Consider the following 19485-nt stretch of genomic DNA (forward strand, 5'->3'; position numbering starts at 1 on the left):
GAATAACACTATTTATGGCACGCCACACACATTTTTTGTTGACCGTAAAGATCGTCTATATCGATCGGTGTGCTATCTGGACGTAGGGGATCAATAACCCGTTTCGCTTTAGCGCGCTCCATACGCTTTTCGTAGTCAGCCTTGATCGCCTCCACTCGTTCAGGGCGCATCATTTCTTCCAAGGATTCACCTTGTGACCATGTGAAAGGGGAACCATGCTCAAGGGCGTTTTTCTCGTACGCCTTGGCTTCTTCGAAGGCCTCTGGGTGTCGTTCTTTGAGGCGGACCCATTCAATCTTCTGCTGAAAGAAGCAGAAGGTACAACCACTACGTGACCGCCATTCATAGTATGCAGGCAAGCCTAGACCCGCTGAATCGAGAATGTCGTGAACGCCGGGCTTATCGATCCCAGCCTCTTTGAGCGGTAGTTTCACTACAAGATTATCGTTCTTGGAGGCGTATCCCTCCCGATACTCTTCGTCAGCGCGAATAGCGACATAGCTATATACTTTGTAGCCTTTGCTAAGAAATTCGTCCTTAACCCAGTTTTCGAACGGCTTCAGCTTCAGCATTTTGGTGCACCAACGTGTCTGCGCTGATGGAAGAAAGTTCTTATATTGGACCAGCCAATAGTCAAAATGGCGGCTTGGATCCAATCTGATAATTTCTTTCCCCAAAAAACCTTCAAGCATCGATAGGTAAGAATATACCTCTGGAAGTTCCTTCTCGGTATCAGTGAAGAAATATTGGATATCGAGCTCGGGGTGCATTTGGCTCATATAAACGGCCAGTGCTGCACTGTCTTTACCGCCAGAGAGCCCTAGGACATGCTTTGTATTTGCATCATCCATTAGACACCTCCTCCTCATCACCTGCGCCCTCAACGCCGATTACAGAGGCGCTGACCGTAGCCAAGGCTGCGAGCGCGACATTTTGAGAAAGCGCGGGATACTTTGAGAGCACTTTTTGGAACTCGGCAGCAATCTTATCCACACTGGCTTTCTCACTGTCCAGAACATCGAACTCTTGCACAATCGGTACCGGGCGACCATCCATGCCGACAACAACTGCCATGGCTTCTCGTTTGCCTTTGCGACCATCAACACGAACAATCATTTCATGCTTATTGAACTGCTGGGCAAAATTAATGAGAGCAACTGCCGCTTTATCGATATCGCTATCAACCCAACCCTTAGCTGGCTTATTGATAGCTAAACCGACCAACTGCTCAATACTAGTATCTTCATTGTCAAATTGGCACAGCCTGCCGATAAAGGCCTCGAGGCGCATCTCCCCTGTTATGCCTTTGATCGTTTTCGCGCGCTCATTTAATTCGTTGATTGCTTGAGGTGCCAAACTCGGCACTTGCAGTTCATGCAACACCTGATCACGCAGCTTATGTAGCATTAGGGGGTAGCGTTCCATTAGCTCCACCAGCCCATCCTTGATGTGCTGCGTGATAAACTCCACCCCTTCTTGGGAAGCCGTATTGACCTGGTTGGCATAGAGAGCAGGAATATCATCAAACAAAAACTTGTTCGGATCTGTGGATCGCTTGAACAGAGCCCTTATTTGAATTGCATTTTGAGAAAGCTTCGATGTTTTGTGCACCCATGGGGCGATGTTGTCGAACGCTGCGATTAGTGATCGAGCAACGTCAAGTGGCTCCAAATTCAGCACCGGCTGCCCTGAAATATCTGCCGCGATACCTGCCAAATTTGAAAGAAGCTTTCGCGACAATTCTGACATGTCCATCCAGCGAACATTGATGAGCTCTGGAGCCTTCAGTAGGTAATCAATGTCAATGTCGGTGAACCTTGAAAGGAATATGCCCTCACGATAAAACGCGAGACTTGAGCGCTCTGTAATCAAGAAAAGAACTGCGATCAGAGGCATCAAGCCATCCGTCACACCATACGGCTCTTGTCCCCAGAGGTCGTATAGTTCATTTAACGAAACGCTATGATCGGCATTGTCATGAAGGTAGGTTATTGTAGCTTCCCAAATCGGTTGGAATGTATTGCCGTCGATTTTACATGGAGAAACAAACTTGAAAACCTTCCCCACTTTCTGGTGAAGATCGTTCGCTTCGAGAATAGAGCAATAGAGGCCTTTTTCTGCTGGATATTTAACAAAACCAAGTTGCTCTTTCTCTTCGCGGAGCACCATTGCATACAGAAGCTGTTTTAACCCCGCATTTGCACTTCCCGAAGGAGCCCGGCGGTTCAGCAATTCGTTGTGTATAATAGGCGCTTTAGCGAATTTTTTGGCGGCGATGTCTGAAATAACCGAGTTTAACAGTGGCCAACTCAAGTGCTCAACATCTCCATTGGGCATTACCCATAGCGATGAGTTCAAAATCGACCATATTTCTTGATTTATCAAGTTGGTGGTGGCTTCCAACCGGTCTCTTATCTCACGTCTAGCAACTTTGTCTCTACCAACCTCCTGTCGAGTATCCAAGATGTGGTTTAAGAGAGTATGAGACCTAGCCAACGAGACTAGCCGGGCTCCATCGGGAGATGTTGCTAGCAACAATGTCTCGCCCTTCATGGAGCTTTGGAGCTCACTCAGATGTGCTTTAATGCGCTCCAGCGGCTCATCATTGGTGGGAAGCGCCAACACAGCACACCCAAAGGCTTGGGACTTGGCCCTCCTTTGAAAGGCATCTTTGAGCTCATCAGCCGGCAATACCATGAAATCAAACCAACGCATGGTCCCTGTTTCATGGTAATGCCGCTTTGCACTAATCGCACTGAAACCAATTGCTTCGCTGATAGCTGTCAAATTTGGCTTGGTTACCTCGCGCGATGCCTCTTCAAGTGCATTTTCAATATCAAAATCGCTACCTTCAAAAAGGCCGTAGGTGCCACGATAATGCCTAAAGACAATAACGGATTTTTCAAGGAGCCGCTTTAATGCAGATTGGACTTCTGATTTAGGGAAGTTGTCACAGGCAAGAATGACAGCTTCCTCTGATGCTCCCAATCCAGATTGTTTCCGAGTTAGCTCCAACAGCGCAATTGACTTCAGAATCAACTCTTCGAGGTGCCCCTCATACTCTGGTGCCACCAAGTCCAAGGCTTCCATGGCATTCGAGAAATGATGGCTATCCGCTGAAATCGCGATTGACGAGTATAGGTTTTGGATTAGGTAATCCCACAAATTACAAAGTCGGTAAAGATCACCCTCGTTGTGGTTTGCTAAGAAGTCTTGCAGACCTCCACTTTCAGCTGAGCTTAGGAAGGTAAAAATACTTCTCTGGTTTTGTCCGTAACTCTTCTTTGACAATGGCCCTAGCACAATCGCTGCCAAAGGATGCAGCGGCCAGATACTCTGGAGAGTAGCTTTAGTCTCATCAGCCAATGTAAGCTTAGAAGCCTTCAGGAGGGCTATAGTTTTTGCTGCCAAGTCACCCATGCGCTTCGGCGCATTGTCGCAGACAATGGCTTGGGAAATCAGCGTAAGCTGCTCATCCGCAGAAATATTTACAGGAATATCTGTGAAGCGACCTTGAATTTTTGCCCATTCATCGCGAATATTTCGGTCGAGCTTGTTTGCATACTCTTGAAATGCTTGATGGAGAATCCCTACAACAATCAGCCGCCCATTGCTACGAGACGCGCGCTCCGCCAATTGCTGAAAGAAATAAATATCATTTGCACCCGCAGCGGAGTGCTCTAGGAATTTCCCCATCTCGTCGATTACGAGAAACAGCCCCCCTGATGTCTCTGTATTGTCGGCAGCTAATTCTGAGAGCTTTTCAATGACCTCATCCGCAGTGGCGGTTTCGTCGATCTTAGAAAGCCCACTCGCATTTATTCGCTTTGCTATCGCACGCTGAGGTTCAATAAGTTCGCCAACCACGTTGAGAAAAGTCCACCCACATTCATTTGGTTTGAACTGCTCTGTGATCTGTTCAACAAAGTGGGCATCGCCCACAATCTTCGCGGCATGTTTTCTATTGGCACACGACCCGCCAATGAGCTGGCCAAGCACTACGGCTAGGCTTGACTTACCGCTACCATATGGGCCTGTCCAAGTGTAAGCGCCTTGGTGTGAAAGGCTCTCCTGCGCGCCCATACGAAGGAGTAACTCCTTCAGTGAGGGCGAGAAAACAAACCCATCCAGAGATCCCGCCGCAGAGTCCACGTCAATTCGAGTGGATCGTATAAACTTTCTTGAGATTCTAACTCGATCTTGGAGTGTCATTTTAAGCTGCTTTACTGTGGTGGCTATTGATTGAGCTCGTCACATGCGCCCATGCTTTTTCAACAGTGATTTCTTTTGATCTGACGATCTGGCGGAGGCCTGCCGTCTCGGACCAAGCTAATGCGTTCATGGTCAATTCCGAAAGTCTCATGAGACGCATCGAAAGCTCATTTTCGTCCATGAGAAAAACTCTTCCCGGCGACCCTGGCTCAAGCATAATTGACTGAATATTCAAGGTGTTGGCATCTGAAAAACGTTGCCAGAACTGCAAAAGAGCAAAAAGGAACAGCTCATCGCACAAAGTTGGCTTCAAGCCCCATCCAAAATGATATTTTTTGTCTTCGGGGCTTTGTCGCAAAAGCCCAAGCTCTGCCAATGGCGACGAGAGGCTATCCTCTTGAGAGCTTTTTTTCGAAAGCGCAGGCATTGCATAAGTATTTAGAAGGACAGCCAAATCCTTATCAGCTGTAGATCTGTTTATTTTTTTCCAGCCGTATTGCTCTGCATGAGCAAATAGCTTCTTTTCCATCAACGACTTCGAAAAAGTTGCTTCATTGAAATGGTTAAAAGCCCAGAAAAAGGAAGTCCGGTTCACATTGGACGCCAAGTTCCAATGAATCAGCCACAAAGAATTTGGATTCTCTAGGTAGGGGTCACAACCTAGATCATCAAGAACCCGCTTCCCCGTCTCTCCTAGAGCTATTTTTCCGTCTTCAACGCTCAATACGTCACAAGAGGTTGCCCAAAACCTTATCGAAGCTACCATGTTTTTACCCACCCCAAAACGAGCGATCGCGTCATCATCTGTGAAAACCTTGAGCGGATCTCTCCCGCTGGCAAGAGCTAGGGACACTTGGTCATAAGCCTTCTTGAGCCAACCATACCTCAAGTGAAAGGACTCATGTCCTGAAAATTGGGGCGTATAGTCAGGGCTAGTCAAACTTCTTTCCATATGTCGCTCCGGTAAGGTCCTGGTGAACATCTCCAGGAAACAAATTGCAATTTTGAAAGAGGTAAGTCAACATCTCCTGGGAGTCATCGCCAGTACATTTTTTGTTATACATAGTTGCGTTTCTAGTCACTAAAGGGGGTATTTTTGGACAATATCATTTATCTCGATCATCAAGCGAGCACCCCTTTAGCTCCCGGGGTACTTGATAAGATGCTGCCATTCCTTGAGGGAAATTCCGCAAATCCTCACTCAAGCCACCTATTGGGTATGCTCTCTCAGCGGGCAATAGAAGAAGCCCGTCACGCTATAGCTGATCTTTTTAACGTGGATGGCTCAGAGATCTACTTCACATCTGGAGCAACTGAAGCCAACAACCTTGCCATCAAAGGTGTCTTTCAGGCCACCCAAAGCGCTAGCTTCATCACCTGCACTACTGAGCATAAGTGTGTTCTCGCCACAGCCCGACATATAGAAAGTCAGGGGCATAGCGTTGTATATGTCGGGGTGGACAATAATGGGTATGTCGACGTCGATGATTTGGAATGTAAGATAGCAGAAAACAAGCCAAAGCTACTATCTCTGATGTTTTCCAACAATGAAATTGGAACGATACAAGACATTCGAACCATATCTAAGTTATGCGGACGATATGGTGTTCTTCTGCATAGTGACATGTCACAAGCTATTACACACTCTGACATCAGCCTGAGAGAGCTAGGAGTGAATCTCGCAAGTATTTCAGCTCATAAGATGAACGGCCCAAAAGGAATTGGCGCGATTTATATTAGCCATGAAACAAAAGATCAGATCGGTCCCATAATTCATGGTGGCGGCCAAGAATTTGGGATGCGCTCCGGGACACTCCCAACGCCATTATGCGTTGGCTTCGGGGAGGCTGCACGACATTGGCGATCAAATGGCCAAAAGTTGAGAACAGAACTAGCCCTCCTTCGCAACGAACTTTGGAGAAACCTGAAGAGAGCACTACCGGAGAGTCGACTCATTGGCCCAAATATCGAAGACAGACACGTATCAAATTTGAATATTCATGTACCCGGGGTTGATGCTGAAATGCTTTTGGGCACCTTAAGCTCTGAAATTGCCGCATCCACAGGTTCTGCCTGCACATCCGGCATTCCTGAACCGTCTCATGTAGTGAAGGCGGTTGACAGCGAAGCTGCATCCGACGGAACGGTTCGCCTTAGCGTTGGAGTTGGACTAAATACTGACGCAATACTGCGTGCAGCAAATCTTATTGGTGACGCCGTTCGCCAACGATTAACAGTGGGAACTGGGGTGGGGTACTAAAGTTCGGCTAGCAGTGCCCTCAATTCCGCAATGCCTTCCCTAATCCCGGAAGGGTTGGCTAGTTCTGAAAGCCATGCTGTCGGGCAGCCCAATGAGACGAGGCGGCTTTCCAACGCCTGGAATCCGTTTCTACAGCTAAAACTCAACGTATTTTCCGAGAGCAAAAGTTCGGAAAACACCAATCGCACGATCCGCTCTTTTCGCGGCGGTTTTGCCGAAATATAGCTGGAATGCGCGCTTTCCAAGAGTTCGGAAAGAATTACGACACTTTCCATCACTTCGGTCATTGTGGCGTCGGAATCCTGCTCCGCCTGCTGCAATTCGAGGAGCTTTCTGTTCAAGCGATTTTCTTCCTTCACGACACCGTCGGCGTCAAAGGCGCCGGTCTTCAACAGTGCCAGCTTGTTCTCCCGCAGGTATTTCAGATCCTCCCGCACTTTGCGCTTCTGGCGTTCGTTCTCAGCCAGATGCTCGTGACGCTTCTGCTCCACAAGTGCGATATCGGTTGACGCTCTAGCTTCGATCTCAATCAGTTCATCATCGGTGAGCACCAGATTTTCCAACACATTACCAATCTTGCACTCAATGCTTTCAAGGCTGAGATTCTTCACGCTGTTCTGACAGCCCGGCTTGCAGCGTGCGCCCATGTAGACAATGCCTTTAGCGGTATAGGGCGTGAACACGCGCCTGCACTCACCACACCGCACAAGCCCGCGAAACGGCAGTTCCAGCTTGTTTTCATAGTGGACACTGACCCGCTTCTCGCCAAGCTTTGCCTGCACCGCATAGAAGGTTTTCTGGCTCACAAGTGGCCTGTGGCTTGAACTCTTCACATAGCCACCTTCATTGCCGACGATCATGCCGAGATAGAAGGGGTTGGTGAGGATGCGGTGTATCTGTGTTTTTGGCACCGGACGGCAGACCTTGGGTGATGTTGGTTCATCTTCATCCTCCTCCAGCATTTCCGCCTCGGTACGCCGTCTGCGCATCGGCGGGGTGGTGAGGCCCTGCTCATTGGCCCACCGGGCCATATCGGACAGGCTCATGTCCGCCTCGGCATAAAGCTCAAACATACGGCGAATGATGGGTGCCCGGTCGGGGTCAAACGGCTTTTCGGTTGAGCTGCCGATGTTGAGATAGCCAATAGGTGCCTTATAGGTACAGATACCGCGCTCCCGCATGTTGCGGGTCGCCAGCTTCACCTTCTCGCTGGTGACACGGGAATGATGGGCGGCGAACATGCCGTCGATATCCATATGCAGCGCCCCAGCGCTGGTATCGTCATATTGAGCAAAGGCAAAGCGGATATCGATGCCGCTACGCATCAGCTTGGCGATGATGGCATCATCGGCTTTATTGCGGCTCATACGGTCCCAGCAGAGGCATATGGCACCCTTGAAATACCCCTTGCTCAAGACCTGCATAAGCTGCCTGAACTTGGGCCGGGCAATGTCATATTGCACCATGCCTGCAGCATTGATGATGACGTTATTATCTTCCTTGAAGCCCGAATGTCGTTCGGCGATTATGCCGTCGGTGCAAAAGCCGGACAGGGATAGGGAAGCGACCGGCAGCCCTGCCCGCTCGGCAAATTTGAGGTTTTCTTCCCGCTGATATTTCAGCGAGTTTTTCTGGTTGTTCGGCTCGTCGGTACTTTTGCGGTCATAGACCAGATACCGATCGCGAAAGGCTCCTGCCCGCATGTCACGCAGAAGGTGCTTTTCCTGAGGTGTAGTTGGATTCATGGTGAGTGGCATTATCGGATAACTCACGCTCCGCCTCTTCTTCCATTTCTATCTCATTGATGAGGAAAGCCAGCTCCGTAAGTGACCGCACCGTCTCTTCTGAAAAGACATAGTCTTTCGGATCGATATACGGCAGGTTTGGTCGGCAGCGGACCACGCGGCGGATGACTTTCCGCCGCCTATCTGGAACCTTGCCGATCATACCTCGCTGTCGCTGATATTGCGAACCTGACTTGGGATATTGGCCGGTACCCCACTCGGGTTCCCACTGTCACCCGTCTCATTCGGGTCCGCAGGGAAGATGAATTTCCTGTTGCGATTGTTTGGATCGCGCTCCTCGATCACGAGCCCTGTCGTCTCCAGCATAGGCAATATCTGTTTGCGGAGCTGGGTGGCGTCAAGCATGCGGCCATAGACATGGAAATGCTCGGACAGAACCTCAGCCCGGGTCAATCCGACCAGCCGTCCGCCATAGGCTTTCTGCTTGTCCCGCCATGCCGGCTGGATGACGTCACGATAGATGGAATAGACATAGGGCGGCAGATTGAGTTCCTGACTGACGGATATTTCCGTCCAGAGAGCATGTGCCTCGGCAAAATCATCGGCGTGCACGGTGATGGTGGCACCATCCCTGTCCCGCCACCAGAAGTTCAACAGGGCGAACGCTTTTATCAGTGAGATGAAGCGTTTGATATCTCGTTGACTGCGCGGGCGTAGAACTTTCTGATCGTCCAGAAAGACACGTTGAATTTCGATCTGGAGTTTAGGGTTGATACGGATATCGGTGATATGCGCGTCCCGGATCGCCTGCAAACGATCCTTGAGCAGCATGCGACCTTTGTCACGCTCCACTTTGGAAATGTATTTTTCTCCACCGCTTGCACGATCAATGGCAGCACCGATGCTCTGGCGTATCTTGTCCTGATGCACCTCAGGCGACAGCAGGAAAAAGCGCGTCGCTTCCTGTTCATCCACTCTGAGCCCGGCCGTTGAGAAAATGACGCTGGGGTATCCCTTGAGAAGCACATCTTTGGTGCGCAATCCCTGCTTCTGGCTCTTGTCGGTGATCTTGATGTTGATCTCCTTTGCATCGTGCGACAGAAGCGGCCTGAGACGTGACAGGAGCTCGTTGTGGGGCTGATCGAGGAAGATCAGCACCTTACGGCCAAGATCGACGACAACGCGGCCCTTCTTGGTTTTGTCGGGGATGCCGACATCATGAAAAAAAGCGGTCGGGCTGCAATATCCCATCTGCATCACGTCGCCGTCGGGAAAGAGCTTGGCGACCTCAATGGGGATATAGCTTTTCCCGGTGGATGATGGGGCATTGTATGAGACGTTGAACTGGTCGTCCTCCGTGAAGGCCGACAGGGCACACAGGAAGGTCACCAGCTTGTTGGTGCGGTCATGTTTGATAGTGAGGTCGAGAACATGAGCAAGCCGTTCCGAATTGAGCGGCTCATAGGGCTGTTGGTTTGACATGGCATATGGGCGTTAACGAGTATGTCCATCAGTCTATGCAAAGTGTGCTCAGCAAGGTAGGGGGAGAGGCTTGTCGCCTCCATCAACTTCCCCCCCCTAGTGCATCTGTGATCAGTCCCGTAACCTATATGTCTGATGCCGCGCCTTCTGTGCCTGGTATCAACATTAAAAGACATGCTCGCTCGCTCCACCGAGAGCTGGAAACCGGGACTGTCCACCATGCACTTGAGCCTGCCTGACCGCCATCAGTGAAACCATTGATGCGCGCGAGATAACTTCATAACCCTATGAACAAGACCCACGGTCGTGGGCAGCGTGTTCTTGCTGCCTATCCAACCCGTATCGGTTTCGGCTATGCCCTTTACAACGATGACACCTTGGAGGATTGGGGTATCAAATGGGCTGCGAAAGGGGAGGAGAAGAACAAGGTCTGCGTCCGCAAATTCAAGCAGCTCATTGAAGACTGCCGTCCGGATATCCTGATCCTTGAATATATCCCTGACGAGCTCAATGAGCGCCGCAAACGGGTCGCTGAGCTGATCAATGCCCTCGGGCAGATCGCCCGCGTGAACCATATCAGGCTGTTCCGCTATTCACGGGGTGAGATCAAGCAAGCCTTCGAGAAACATGGCATCACAACAAAGCAGGCGATTGCCGAGAAGATTGGCGACATGACACCAGAACTGCAATCGCTGGTTCCACCGCCGCGCAAACTCTGGGATCCAGAACCCGATGCTATGACCTATTTCTCAGCCGTATCGCTGATCCTCACCTATTTTCAGTTCGCTGGTAGGGAATAAACGTTCTTACAACACTGTTCTTCAAGCCTCGGCACTGCCGGGGCTTTTCATATAAAGGAAACGCCGAAGCTCTGGTGATAGCCAATCACACGGGTAGGTGTTAATGCTGGAATAGAGCTTCGGCGCCAACAGAACGATGCAACAGATATTGATAATAATCCCTTAAAAGGGGTGAGGCGCGCCAGAACCACACCTCACCCCCTGCCCCGACAAGACACCATGAAAAGTCGGAGCTCTCTCGGCAGCCCCTGCGAAGGCCTGCCGAAAGGTACGGTTCGTGAAACAGGTGCGTGTCCAGCCGTCTTTTGGGAAGGAAGACTGGACACGCGGCTCTCGCACCACTTGCTTTTCATACGGAGGGGTAGAGAGCAAACTGGAAGATGATACCGGCAGCGCATTATCGTGCCCGCCGGAATAGCTGGCGGATGGCGAAGGTGTATACCGTGTCGGTGGCAACACCGAGTTCGCCGTCACGCCTGAGGTTATAGGTTCGCTTATAATCTGGCGTCACATGGGCAGGAGGCGCCTCATCTGCACCAGGCGCATACCGCAGCACCGTGTATCCGAGACGCCGCTTGTTACCCACGGCATCCACAAAGGGAAACCATGCCTGAGCTGACCATTTCCCAAAGGTCTGCCGACCGACCAGAAATACCTTGTCCGGGTTCAGTCGCCGCATGATCTCGGCGAGTATTTCACAGGCCGAGTATGTCTGGTCGTTGATGAGGATCGCGAAGCGCCGGTCTCTCAGGCTGCCAACCCGCTCAGGCTCTTCTGGATAGAAGCGTTCAGCCAGCTCGCGGACATGGAAGGTTTTGCTGATGAGGCGAAAATCGGATGCCTCGCTGTCCCGCTTGGTTTCGGTATAGACGGGATCATCACTGCCTGGGTCCACCACCATGAGCGCCACCTTGATGGCTTGATCCAACCGACCGCCGCCATTCTGGCGTAGGTCCAGTACGATGTGTTCCTGCTCGATACTGGAGACGGCCGTATAAAACTCCTCCGCAGTGTTCAGGCCAAAACGCTCTATCCGTACATAGGCCCAATCTCCCGGCACATCTGCAGAGACAGTTTTACCATCTTCCTGCCAATGCTTTCGGGCCGCTTCTTCCTGCCAACCACCGATGATGCGGTCAAAGGGACCGAAACATTCGTCGCCGTGACGGCCATCCAGTTCCTTTCTGATATCTCTCAGGCAAGCAGCCTCGTCAATCTCGCTGAGGGAGAATTGTTTGATGAGGTCAAGGAGGTGGGCTTCGATTTTCTCCGTTACAGCATCATCGGCCCACAGAGAAGAACCATGCATGAGCGCAGCAGCGACACACCCTCCCAGAAATATACTTTTCACACCTGCCTCCCCTTGGATCACGAATTTGTTCCAAGGGAAATGCGATTAGCCCTTGAACAGTTCGATCATATTGTTCAAGGGGGGGGTTGATGCGGCAGCTGTGCTAAGCTGAGGTGTTAATCTCTCAGTTGTGGTCTTTTGGGGAGGATGGAATGCACATTCAGATGACGGTGGCGGAAGCGGAGTCACTCATCGCAACCAGATATCCGGGCCTTAGTAAGCCTTTGACGAAATTCCCCAAACACGCTCCTCAGTCACTAGATGCATGGCTGACTGCACGCAAACGAGAACGCGGGTACATGCCTCGCAAATACGCTGCGGTCCCTTTTTATATTTACTTAGCAGAGCACGCTATAGACGCGTTACCGCCACGGGTGTTTCCAGCTGTTTTTAATTTCGAAGATGGCACTCGCTTGCCAGACAAAGGGCTGATTAAAGCTTTATTTTATAATGGTTCGTTATGTTGTCGGCATGTAGGAGAGTTAGCCTTCGGCTTGACAGAAGAAGGTCAGAGGAGATTTTTTGGGGATTAGATCAAGTATCTTGGGAGGCCACTCGCCTACTAAGGCCCTTCCACAGAAGATCGGCAAATTGCCGCTCCTCAGGCCCTGTCGCATTGGTATAGATTGCCGTCGTTTGCATATGTGTGTGACCCAGCCACTTCTGCACCATATTGAGCGGCACTCCCGACTGAATGGCGGATACCCCGAGGCTGTGACGTAACCCACGCGGGCTGGCGTGCACTCCCTCGATACCAGCTTGCTCCATCACCTCTTTTACTCGCGACCAACCAGTGGTCCTGCACCACGGCCATAGCGGCTGGTTTATATGCTGCGCATTTTGTTGCGCGTCCCTGATCGCATGAACCCTATCTATTATATTTAACAACTCCATAGGCACCGGCACGGACCTAAAATGGCCCTTATGTCGTTTCTTCAAACTCTCGAGCACCACGGCTTGGCCTTCAAGATCGATGCGCATCGGCGTAAGGGCGAGCACTTCAGAAATACGTGCGCCCGTATAAGCCATGACCATACAAAACGTCATAACTTCGGGCTCCGAGGCTGTCGCAACCCTCAAAAAGGCCTGTCGCTCAGACAAGTTGAGGTATTTGCGATTGCCACGGGCATCGAACACAAGAGATGTCGTCATAGCGCTAACCACTCGAAACAAATGAGGTTGACATCATCTCCGACCATGAACAATATGATCGAACTGTTCAAAAGCGCAGATTTCTGCGGAAAAATCATCCTATTCATCATACCATGTTCTCGGCATTTCGCGGTGCGTATCAGCCCACAGGGGGCGTGGCAGTTGCATTCTTCTCCGGCAAAAGAATAGGATATTTTGGCGCTATGGCTGTCGCATTGGGCCGATTTTATATGCGACACGTGGAGGAACAGGGTGGCAGCAATCTGTCTCAATGGAACATTACTCAAAACGCTTGTAGCTGACCACTACCCTAAACGGGTGCCTGGCTTGCTTGATGCCTGGGCCACATCCGAGCGGAAGATACTTTCAACCCCACCAGACCGCGCAACCATATATCGCTGGATGAATGGACAGCTTCCCCGCACGGCAGGCGATCTGCTCTCCTTATGCAGCCTGCTCGATATTGACCCCTTCAGCATCCTCACCGCCAAAGACGGCGGCATATCCGACGCCATTCACTGGCTGCTGACTTCTGTACAATTGCGGCAGTGGCGGCAACCATCGCTCAGCTTTTTGGCAGACCTCTTCGGTCGCCAGCAGGCTTGGCCGCCGTCTTCGCTCGCCGAAGATTACTATGGCCGTCCATGGCATATAGAAGAATTCGAGCATGACCCGACAAAACAGGCGCTGTATTACGCATGCATTGAACTGTCTGCTCCGGCCAATATGCCTTCAATACCACAGGTGTTTCACTTCGCCTTCTGCAACCCCGGCGTCTTTGGTGAACGCTGGCTGCAATATGGGTTTGTCGAGCGATATAAGAATACAGTGCGACTGGTGCATATCAACGGACATACAGAAACATGCGAGGCGGGAACGTCTAGCGAGCCGAGCCGGATAGAGACGTGGTTTGGGCCAGGACATGCTGTGTTTCGCGTAGCTTCATTACATCCGTTTCATTTGAAAATTAAAGAAACTACCTGCAGCCCTTATCTACGATTTCCAGCGTGACGGATAATAGTCTGGGCAAAGCTAAAAAACACGCATTTGACGAATGATTGGATACAAATAGCGTGAAACGCTCTAAGTTGTGCTACTATTAGCTTAACAATTCTCGCTTTTTTTGTAACTATTAAGATTGTTGGGAGTTTGGGGCAGCGAAAATATCTCAAAAAGCATGAGCGCAACACTACATTCCATTCGAAATGAAATGGCCCAATATAGAGAGAGGGGTTTCAGAGTCATCTGCCTAATATCCTGCAGCAAAAAGAAGTTGGCAGAGAAAATGGCGGCTCAAGATATCTACTGCTCGCCCCTGTTTAAAAAATCTAGAGAATTTGCTGAGCGCTATTGCGATGACTTTTTTATTCTTTCGGCGAAACATGGACTTCTATCAAAACATCACATCGTAGCACCCTATGATGAGACATTAACCCGATATAACAGTGACGCCCTTGCAACGTGGGGCGCTGCCCTAAGAAAACAGATTGCTGCAGAATTCTCACGTAACACAGTTTTCTATATGCTTGCCGGATCGAGGTATATAGCTCCAATCAAAAATGGGTTGAAAACCGAAGGCTACTCTTTGGAAAGTCCATTGGAGGGCCTCTCGCTCGGGAACCGGCTAAAGAGGTTAAATACGTGGCACAGAGCAGAAACACGTCATGAGTGGATTCAGGCACTCTATAAGTCGCTGGAAAGGCAATTCGTAGCAGACCAAGTCTTTCGATTATGCGACCTCGCAACCACCACTTTGCCATCCAAGGGGGTATATATATTTATGGATCCGGCGGAGGTGAGCGCTTACTCAGCGATGGTGCCACGCATTGTTAGGATAGGCACCCATGGAGTGTCCCTAAATTCAAAATCAACCCTAAGAAACCGCCTCAGAACCCACAAAGGAACAGAAGCTGGTTATGGGAATCACAGAGGCTCGATTTTTCGGCTGCATGTGGGCAGAGCTATAATTGCAAGAGACGACATAAGCGATGGAGCCCAGAATTGGGGAATTGGCTCAACGGCCCCTCAAGATATTCGTGAGGCGGAGATTAAACTAGAGAAATATGTCTCTGAAACGCTTTCCCAGTATCTCGTTGCCTTTATCCCAGCCGATGATGTGTCTAGCGCCAATAGTGTTCGTTCTGACATAGAATCCGGCCTTATTACCTTGCTGACAGAGGACATGGCCATACTGGACACACCCACAAATAAATGGCTGGGAAACTACTCTGACAGAGAGGTAATTGCCCATTCGGGCCTTTGGAACATTCGGCATGTGGGGGCTCGGCTGACGCCCAAAAACCTCGCCGCTTTGAAGGATTTTGGACTACTGGAAACTTAATTGAGGGCGGGGGCTTTATGGAAACCTTTAAGTACTTGCGTTCGGCTATCAGGCGGCAACCCAACTTAGCCAAGTGGCTATGCCATATCATACAGCGTAGAGATGGAAAGCAACTCTCCCTTATGCTTGGGGCCGGAGCCTCGACAGACGCAGGCATTCCTATGTGGGAAGAACTCGTTGAACGCATCTCTCACGAACTATCAGATTTTCGCGAAACTTATTCGGGGATAGTGGAATGTAGCCCCAACAAAATGGCTGCTGCATATCGGACACAACTACTATTTCAGCAATTTTGGTCTACTCGTGACGAGTATTCAGGCACAAGCGATTTTGCAGATCTAGAACACAAGAATGCTTGGCTAGATATCGTGCGGCGGGGCCTTTACAAGGATATTGCGGACACTGATGACATAGAAGCCGTGATATCTAACCATCCTTACTTGGCGGAACTAGCCAACTTGGCATTTCAATGCCCCCATGTGTTAACCTTGAACTTTGACGACCTTCTTTCCCTCGCCATGCGGCATCTATTGGAGAATGACGGCAGTAGAAAGCATATGGACGACAGGAAAGCTCCCGACGTCCGCTGGTTGCCAGAGCAACTCCCCACGCGGGGACGTACGACAATCTATCACTTGAATGGCCTATTGTCGTTCCACAGAGGGAAAAAACGTAGTGGTGATTTAGTGTTTACCGAAAGTGCCTTTGCCGATGTTCTCGTCGACGCGAACAGCCCGTCGGCAGAAAGAAGCCTATCTTATTTTTCAGAGAGCACTTTTTTACTACTGGGATTGTCACTTGAGGATGTTTCCCTCAAGAATTTGCTCCGCGCCTGTAGAAATAGGCACCCAGCTCACCCTCATTATTTCATCCACTGGATGCCAAATGCGGAAGCACTAACAGAGGGCTATCTTTCACACGTTTTTGCCACAAATTTGGAAGTTTATAATCTGGTAACCATCTTCCTTACCACCGAGGAAATTCATGAGTTCCTGAAGTTTGTCGCATATACTCGCAATACTAGTGAAGATCGATCAATGATACGGAGTGAATTACAGGACCTTGGTCATGATTCACCTTGTCAAAGATACTATATCGTGGGGCCTGTCGGTGCGGGAAAAACAACCTTAATCGAAAACTTAAGGTCTTTTGAGACTTTTGAAGAATGGACAGGAAATCCTCCGTCCGCAATGTATCGGGAACATACCTCTTTAAGTGCTTTAGAACGTAACAAAATTGATAATTGGGTGAGCAAACAAATCCGTCGTAAGAATGAGTTTATGAGAAATGCCGATGTCGGGTTTTATTTTATGGATCGAGGACCACTAGACGCGCTTGCGTTTTCCAAAACGGCCGAGGAAGTGGCAGAAAAAGCAGATAAAATTCTTAATGGCATTGGCAACGGTCGTCGCCTTGAGGAAGGCGAAGTTATTTTCCTTTCAGCCCTACCAAAAGAGCTAATCCGGAGAAACTTGGGGAGAGGAAGATTGAAAAAAAACGATGACGAATACCTACGCATCCAGAGCGAAGATCTGCGGGAAACTTATCAGGTCTCACCCGAGAAGATCAGGTATACAGATCGTGCTAACGCGAAGGAAATTGCCCGTCAAATTATGATAGAATGTTTGACAGGGGATTATACGCCCACCAAAATGCATGACCTAATTGAAAACAAAGCGCATGGGAGCAGTTAAATTGAAGAAAAAACTGTACTTAGCTGCCCCACTATTTACGCCGGAAGAAAGAGCTTTCAATCAAAAGCTGGCGAAGATTCTATCTGGCAAGTTTGACGTATTCCTCCCGCAACGAGATGGAGCTCTTGTCGCCGAAAAAATTGATGAGGGGACACCTCCTATCAGTGCAAAAATGGAAGTGTTCAATAATGATGTAACCGCAATCCAAAATAGCGACATTGTGTTTGCCATTTATGACGGGAGGACAATCGATGAAGGGGTTGCCTTTGAGGTTGGACTTGCGTTTGGGTTGGGGAAAAAATGTTGGGCATACAAAAGTGATGTACGGTCACTTCTTCCGCACGGTGATAACCCAATGTTGGAAATGCCCGTTACTCGCTGGTTTCGTTCCATTTCGGAGGTTCGTTCTGAGTTCTCTAACAACGATGATGTGAACCCTTCGCACCGACAAAAACAAATACCAGACTTGCCAGGGTAACCACTAACTTCGTATTCAATCTGAGCCGTTGGGTTGCTTTGCTGGTTGACTGGAGGTTTTAAAGGCAATGCTCCGTGCAGGTCCTACCCCATACGGCTATAAAAGGGAAGGTGGACAACTGGCCCTCAATCCTGACGAGGCTCCAGCCCGTCTCCGGCTCTTCGAGCTCTTCGCAGAACATGGCCGCAAGAAGACCGTCGCCGAGATCATCAACGCCGAAGGCCATCGCACCCGTGCTAGTGTCATGTTCACCTCCCAAACCCTCACCCGCCTCCTCACCGACCCCCGCGTCCTCGGCGTGCCGGGAGAGGTCGAGCAACTAGTTCCTCAAGAGCTGTGGGATCGCTGCCAAGCCATACTGCAATCACAAGAGGGGAAGGGAGGTGTAACGCGCAAGGTCACCAACCTTTTCTCGGGCGTCCTCTTCTGCTCATGCGGCCAGAAGATGTATGTGCCTTCCAGCTCACCGAAGTATGTATGCTCGGACTGCCGCAACAAGATTGCGCCCGACGACATCGAAGACATCTTTCACGCCCAACTGGAAGCATACCCCCTGCCCGCAGATCTCGCATCAGCCGAAGAGAGCCTCTTTGACAAATGGCCCTCGCTCCCGTTCGAGAGCAAACGAACCGTTGTCGAGGCCATCACCAAACGCATCGAAGTCGCCGACAAAAAGGTAATCTGTTTCCTTTATATCCTATGAAAAACCCGGCAAATGGGGGACATCTTTTCCCCTGTAACCCGACAGGTCTAACCCTTGGCACACCAAGGGATTACAGCATCCCAGACCAGCGCTCTCACATGTGACAAAACAACAGGGTCACATGTTACCCAATAGCCATACCCACACGTTTCCTGACGTGCCCACAGTACTCCGCATCAACCACAAAACGCGGAGACACACACATGACATCCACTCCTACCAATCAGGCCTCAGAAGGCCAAAATAGGGAAGTCGGCACCGACATGCTGACCACCCATGAGGCTGCCCGACTCCTCGGTCTGGCACCCTCCACCCTCAACAAATGGCGCCTCTACGGTCTTGGGCCACGCTTCGTGAAGCTTGGCCGCGCCGTGCGCTACCGCCGCCCGGATGTCGATGCCTATCTGGCCTCGCACACCCACACTTCTACCCGCACGTAACAGGAAACATCATCATGAACCATTTCACCCCCATTGAGCCGACCCGCCCGGCAGCACCCTATATTGGCGGTAAACGCATGCTGGCACCCGCCATCATCAAACGCATCAACGGCGTACCCCACGTTACCTATGCCGAACCATTTGTTGGCATGGGTGGCGTCTTCCTCCGTCGCACCAACGTACCGAAGGCAGAGGTGATTAACGACTACAGCGGCGATGTCGCAGTCTTCTTTAGAATTCTCCAACGCCACTATGCGCACTTCATGGAGATGCTGAAATTCCAACTCACCAGCCGCCGCGAATTCGAACGTCTGCGCGCAGCCAATCCCGATACGCTCACCGACCTCGAACGCGCAGCCCGTTTCCTCTATCTGCAGAAGGTGGCCTTCGGCGGGCTCGTTGAGGGCCGCACCTTCGGCGTTGATGTGCGGAATGCGGGAAGGTTCAACATCACCAAGCTGGGACCGCTTCTCGAAGACATCCACGAGCGGCTAGCGGGAGTTATTATCGAGAACCTGTCCTACGAGACGTTCATCGAAAAATACGACCGCGACAGCACGCTCTTTTACCTCGACCCGCCCTACTTTGGTGTCGAGGACTATTATGGCAAATCACTCTTCTGCAGGGCTGATTTTGAAAAACTTGCAGAGCAGCTCGCCAGCCTCAAAGGGAAGTTCATTCTGTCCCTGAATGACACTCCCGAGGTCCGGCACATCTTCCGCGCGTTCGATATCGAAGCGGTGCCAGTGCGGTACAGCGTATCCATGAAGAACAATACGCAGGCAGGGGAGGTTCTCATCTCCAATACAAACGGGAAGGGAGCGTAG

General features: G+C 50.4%; 18 protein-coding genes. 10 read left to right on the top strand and 8 right to left on the bottom strand.

Annotated elements, in window-relative coordinates:
- Window positions 1-8: 8 nt before the first annotated feature.
- The 3 genes from ACN0XZ_RS01270 to ACN0XZ_RS01280 form a co-directional block, all read right to left on the bottom strand.
- Entirely contained in the window at window positions 9-851 is an 843-nt protein-coding gene (locus ACN0XZ_RS01270; RefSeq protein WP_417455893.1) for a phosphoadenosine phosphosulfate reductase family protein, read from the bottom strand.
- Entirely contained in the window at window positions 844-4083 is a 3240-nt protein-coding gene (locus tag ACN0XZ_RS01275) for an ATP-binding protein (protein WP_417455894.1), read from the bottom strand. The genes ACN0XZ_RS01270 and ACN0XZ_RS01275 overlap by 8 nt, the downstream gene beginning before the upstream one ends.
- A gap of 130 nt (window positions 4084-4213) precedes the next feature.
- Window positions 4214-5164: a DUF4007 family protein gene (locus tag ACN0XZ_RS01280; RefSeq protein WP_417455895.1), complete on the bottom strand. Its 951-nt coding sequence runs from the start codon at window positions 5162-5164 to the stop codon at window positions 4214-4216.
- Between the two features lie 144 nt (window positions 5165-5308).
- Here ACN0XZ_RS01280 and ACN0XZ_RS01285 point away from each other — a divergent pair, with 144 nt between their 5' ends.
- Window positions 5309-6472, top strand: coding sequence for a cysteine desulfurase family protein (locus ACN0XZ_RS01285; RefSeq protein WP_417455896.1), 1164 nt, complete (start codon window positions 5309-5311; stop codon window positions 6470-6472).
- Here the strand turns inward: ACN0XZ_RS01285 and ACN0XZ_RS01290 are convergent.
- The 3 genes from ACN0XZ_RS01290 to ACN0XZ_RS01300 are packed head-to-tail and all read right to left on the bottom strand — an operon-like array spanning window position 6469 to window position 9699.
- Entirely contained in the window at window positions 6469-8229 is a 1761-nt protein-coding gene (locus ACN0XZ_RS01290; protein ID WP_417455897.1) for a recombinase family protein, read from the bottom strand. The genes ACN0XZ_RS01285 and ACN0XZ_RS01290 overlap by 4 nt on opposite strands.
- Window positions 8177-8419, bottom strand: coding sequence for a hypothetical protein (locus tag ACN0XZ_RS01295; RefSeq protein ID WP_417455898.1), 243 nt, complete (start codon window positions 8417-8419; stop codon window positions 8177-8179). The genes ACN0XZ_RS01290 and ACN0XZ_RS01295 overlap by 53 nt, the downstream gene beginning before the upstream one ends.
- Complete coding sequence (locus ACN0XZ_RS01300) at window positions 8416-9699, bottom strand: hypothetical protein (RefSeq protein WP_417455899.1); 1284 nt, start codon at window positions 9697-9699, stop codon at window positions 8416-8418. Before ACN0XZ_RS01300 ends, ACN0XZ_RS01295 begins: the two co-directional genes overlap by 4 nt.
- A gap of 287 nt (window positions 9700-9986) precedes the next feature.
- On the opposite strand from ACN0XZ_RS01300, the gene ACN0XZ_RS01305 reads away from it, so the two are divergent.
- A complete protein-coding gene (locus ACN0XZ_RS01305; RefSeq protein WP_417455900.1) occupies window positions 9987-10499 on the top strand; it encodes a hypothetical protein in 513 nt (170 codons plus the stop codon).
- A 397-nt stretch (window positions 10500-10896) separates the two neighbouring features.
- Here ACN0XZ_RS01305 and ACN0XZ_RS01310 read toward each other — a convergent pair whose 3' ends face one another.
- Window positions 10897-11850 carry a S41 family peptidase gene (locus ACN0XZ_RS01310; protein WP_417455901.1) on the bottom strand — a complete coding sequence of 318 codons (954 nt, stop codon included), beginning with the start codon at window positions 11848-11850 and terminating at the stop codon, window positions 10897-10899.
- A gap of 152 nt (window positions 11851-12002) precedes the next feature.
- Between ACN0XZ_RS01310 and ACN0XZ_RS01315 the strand changes: the two genes are divergently transcribed.
- Window positions 12003-12383 carry a hypothetical protein gene (locus tag ACN0XZ_RS01315; protein ID WP_417455902.1) on the top strand — a complete coding sequence of 127 codons (381 nt, stop codon included), beginning with the start codon at window positions 12003-12005 and terminating at the stop codon, window positions 12381-12383.
- Window position 12384: 1 nt separating this feature from the next.
- On the opposite strand, the gene ACN0XZ_RS01320 is transcribed toward ACN0XZ_RS01315, so the two are convergent.
- The gene (locus ACN0XZ_RS01320) at window positions 12385-13002 is read right to left on the bottom strand and encodes a tyrosine-type recombinase/integrase (protein ID WP_417455903.1); all 618 of its coding nucleotides are present in this window, start codon (window positions 13000-13002) and stop codon (window positions 12385-12387) included.
- A 252-nt stretch (window positions 13003-13254) separates the two neighbouring features.
- Between ACN0XZ_RS01320 and ACN0XZ_RS01325 the strand changes: the two genes are divergently transcribed.
- The 7 genes from ACN0XZ_RS01325 (at window position 13255) to ACN0XZ_RS01355 (ending at window position 19485) form a co-directional block, all read left to right on the top strand.
- Window positions 13255-14013: a hypothetical protein gene (locus tag ACN0XZ_RS01325; protein WP_417455904.1), complete on the top strand. Its 759-nt coding sequence runs from the start codon at window positions 13255-13257 to the stop codon at window positions 14011-14013.
- 199 nt (window positions 14014-14212) lie between these two features.
- Window positions 14213-15343 carry a DUF6884 domain-containing protein gene (locus ACN0XZ_RS01330; protein WP_417455905.1) on the top strand — a complete coding sequence of 377 codons (1131 nt, stop codon included), beginning with the start codon at window positions 14213-14215 and terminating at the stop codon, window positions 15341-15343.
- Between the two features lie 17 nt (window positions 15344-15360).
- Window positions 15361-17037 carry an SIR2 family protein gene (locus tag ACN0XZ_RS01335; protein ID WP_417455906.1) on the top strand — a complete coding sequence of 559 codons (1677 nt, stop codon included), beginning with the start codon at window positions 15361-15363 and terminating at the stop codon, window positions 17035-17037.
- A gap of 1 nt (window position 17038) precedes the next feature.
- Window positions 17039-17515 (top strand): nucleoside 2-deoxyribosyltransferase, encoded by a 477-nt coding sequence (locus ACN0XZ_RS01340; protein ID WP_417455907.1) that lies wholly within the window; start codon window positions 17039-17041, stop codon window positions 17513-17515.
- A 67-nt stretch (window positions 17516-17582) separates the two neighbouring features.
- The gene (locus tag ACN0XZ_RS01345) at window positions 17583-18218 is read left to right on the top strand and encodes a recombinase family protein (protein WP_417455908.1); all 636 of its coding nucleotides are present in this window, start codon (window positions 17583-17585) and stop codon (window positions 18216-18218) included.
- Window positions 18219-18421: 203 nt separating this feature from the next.
- Complete coding sequence (locus ACN0XZ_RS01350) at window positions 18422-18658, top strand: helix-turn-helix transcriptional regulator (RefSeq protein WP_417455909.1); 237 nt, start codon at window positions 18422-18424, stop codon at window positions 18656-18658.
- Window positions 18659-18672: 14 nt separating this feature from the next.
- A complete protein-coding gene (locus tag ACN0XZ_RS01355) occupies window positions 18673-19485 on the top strand; it encodes a DNA adenine methylase (RefSeq protein WP_417455910.1) in 813 nt (270 codons plus the stop codon).

Origin of the sequence: Kordiimonas sp. (assembly GCF_048264555.1) — a bacterium.
In the GTDB taxonomy this organism is placed as follows: domain Bacteria; phylum Pseudomonadota; class Alphaproteobacteria; order Sphingomonadales; family Kordiimonadaceae; genus Kordiimonas.

Excerpts from the sequence above, each read along its gene's own strand:
- ACN0XZ_RS01305 (WP_417455900.1), top strand. The coding sequence starts at position 9,987 with ATGAACAAGACCCACGGTCGTGGGCAGCGTGTTCTTGCTGCCTATCCA.
- ACN0XZ_RS01270 (WP_417455893.1), bottom strand. The coding sequence starts at position 851 with ATGGATGATGCAAATACAAAGCATGTCCTAGGGCTCTCTGGCGGTAAA.
- ACN0XZ_RS01295 (WP_417455898.1), bottom strand. The coding sequence starts at position 8,419 with ATGATCGGCAAGGTTCCAGATAGGCGGCGGAAAGTCATCCGCCGCGTG.
- ACN0XZ_RS01330 (WP_417455905.1), top strand. The coding sequence starts at position 14,213 with ATGGCCCAATATAGAGAGAGGGGTTTCAGAGTCATCTGCCTAATATCC.
- ACN0XZ_RS01355 (WP_417455910.1), top strand. The coding sequence starts at position 18,673 with ATGAACCATTTCACCCCCATTGAGCCGACCCGCCCGGCAGCACCCTAT.
- ACN0XZ_RS01275 (WP_417455894.1), bottom strand. The coding sequence starts at position 4,083 with ATGGGCGCGCAGGAGAGCCTTTCACACCAAGGCGCTTACACTTGGACA.
- ACN0XZ_RS01350 (WP_417455909.1), top strand. The coding sequence starts at position 18,422 with ATGACATCCACTCCTACCAATCAGGCCTCAGAAGGCCAAAATAGGGAA.
- ACN0XZ_RS01345 (WP_417455908.1), top strand. The coding sequence starts at position 17,583 with ATGCTCCGTGCAGGTCCTACCCCATACGGCTATAAAAGGGAAGGTGGA.
- ACN0XZ_RS01300 (WP_417455899.1), bottom strand. The coding sequence starts at position 9,699 with ATGTCAAACCAACAGCCCTATGAGCCGCTCAATTCGGAACGGCTTGCT.
- ACN0XZ_RS01315 (WP_417455902.1), top strand. The coding sequence starts at position 12,003 with ATGCACATTCAGATGACGGTGGCGGAAGCGGAGTCACTCATCGCAACC.
- ACN0XZ_RS01290 (WP_417455897.1), bottom strand. The coding sequence starts at position 8,229 with ATGCCACTCACCATGAATCCAACTACACCTCAGGAAAAGCACCTTCTG.
- ACN0XZ_RS01280 (WP_417455895.1), bottom strand. The coding sequence starts at position 5,164 with ATGGAAAGAAGTTTGACTAGCCCTGACTATACGCCCCAATTTTCAGGA.
- ACN0XZ_RS01320 (WP_417455903.1), bottom strand. The coding sequence starts at position 13,002 with ATGACGACATCTCTTGTGTTCGATGCCCGTGGCAATCGCAAATACCTC.
- ACN0XZ_RS01335 (WP_417455906.1), top strand. The coding sequence starts at position 15,361 with ATGGAAACCTTTAAGTACTTGCGTTCGGCTATCAGGCGGCAACCCAAC.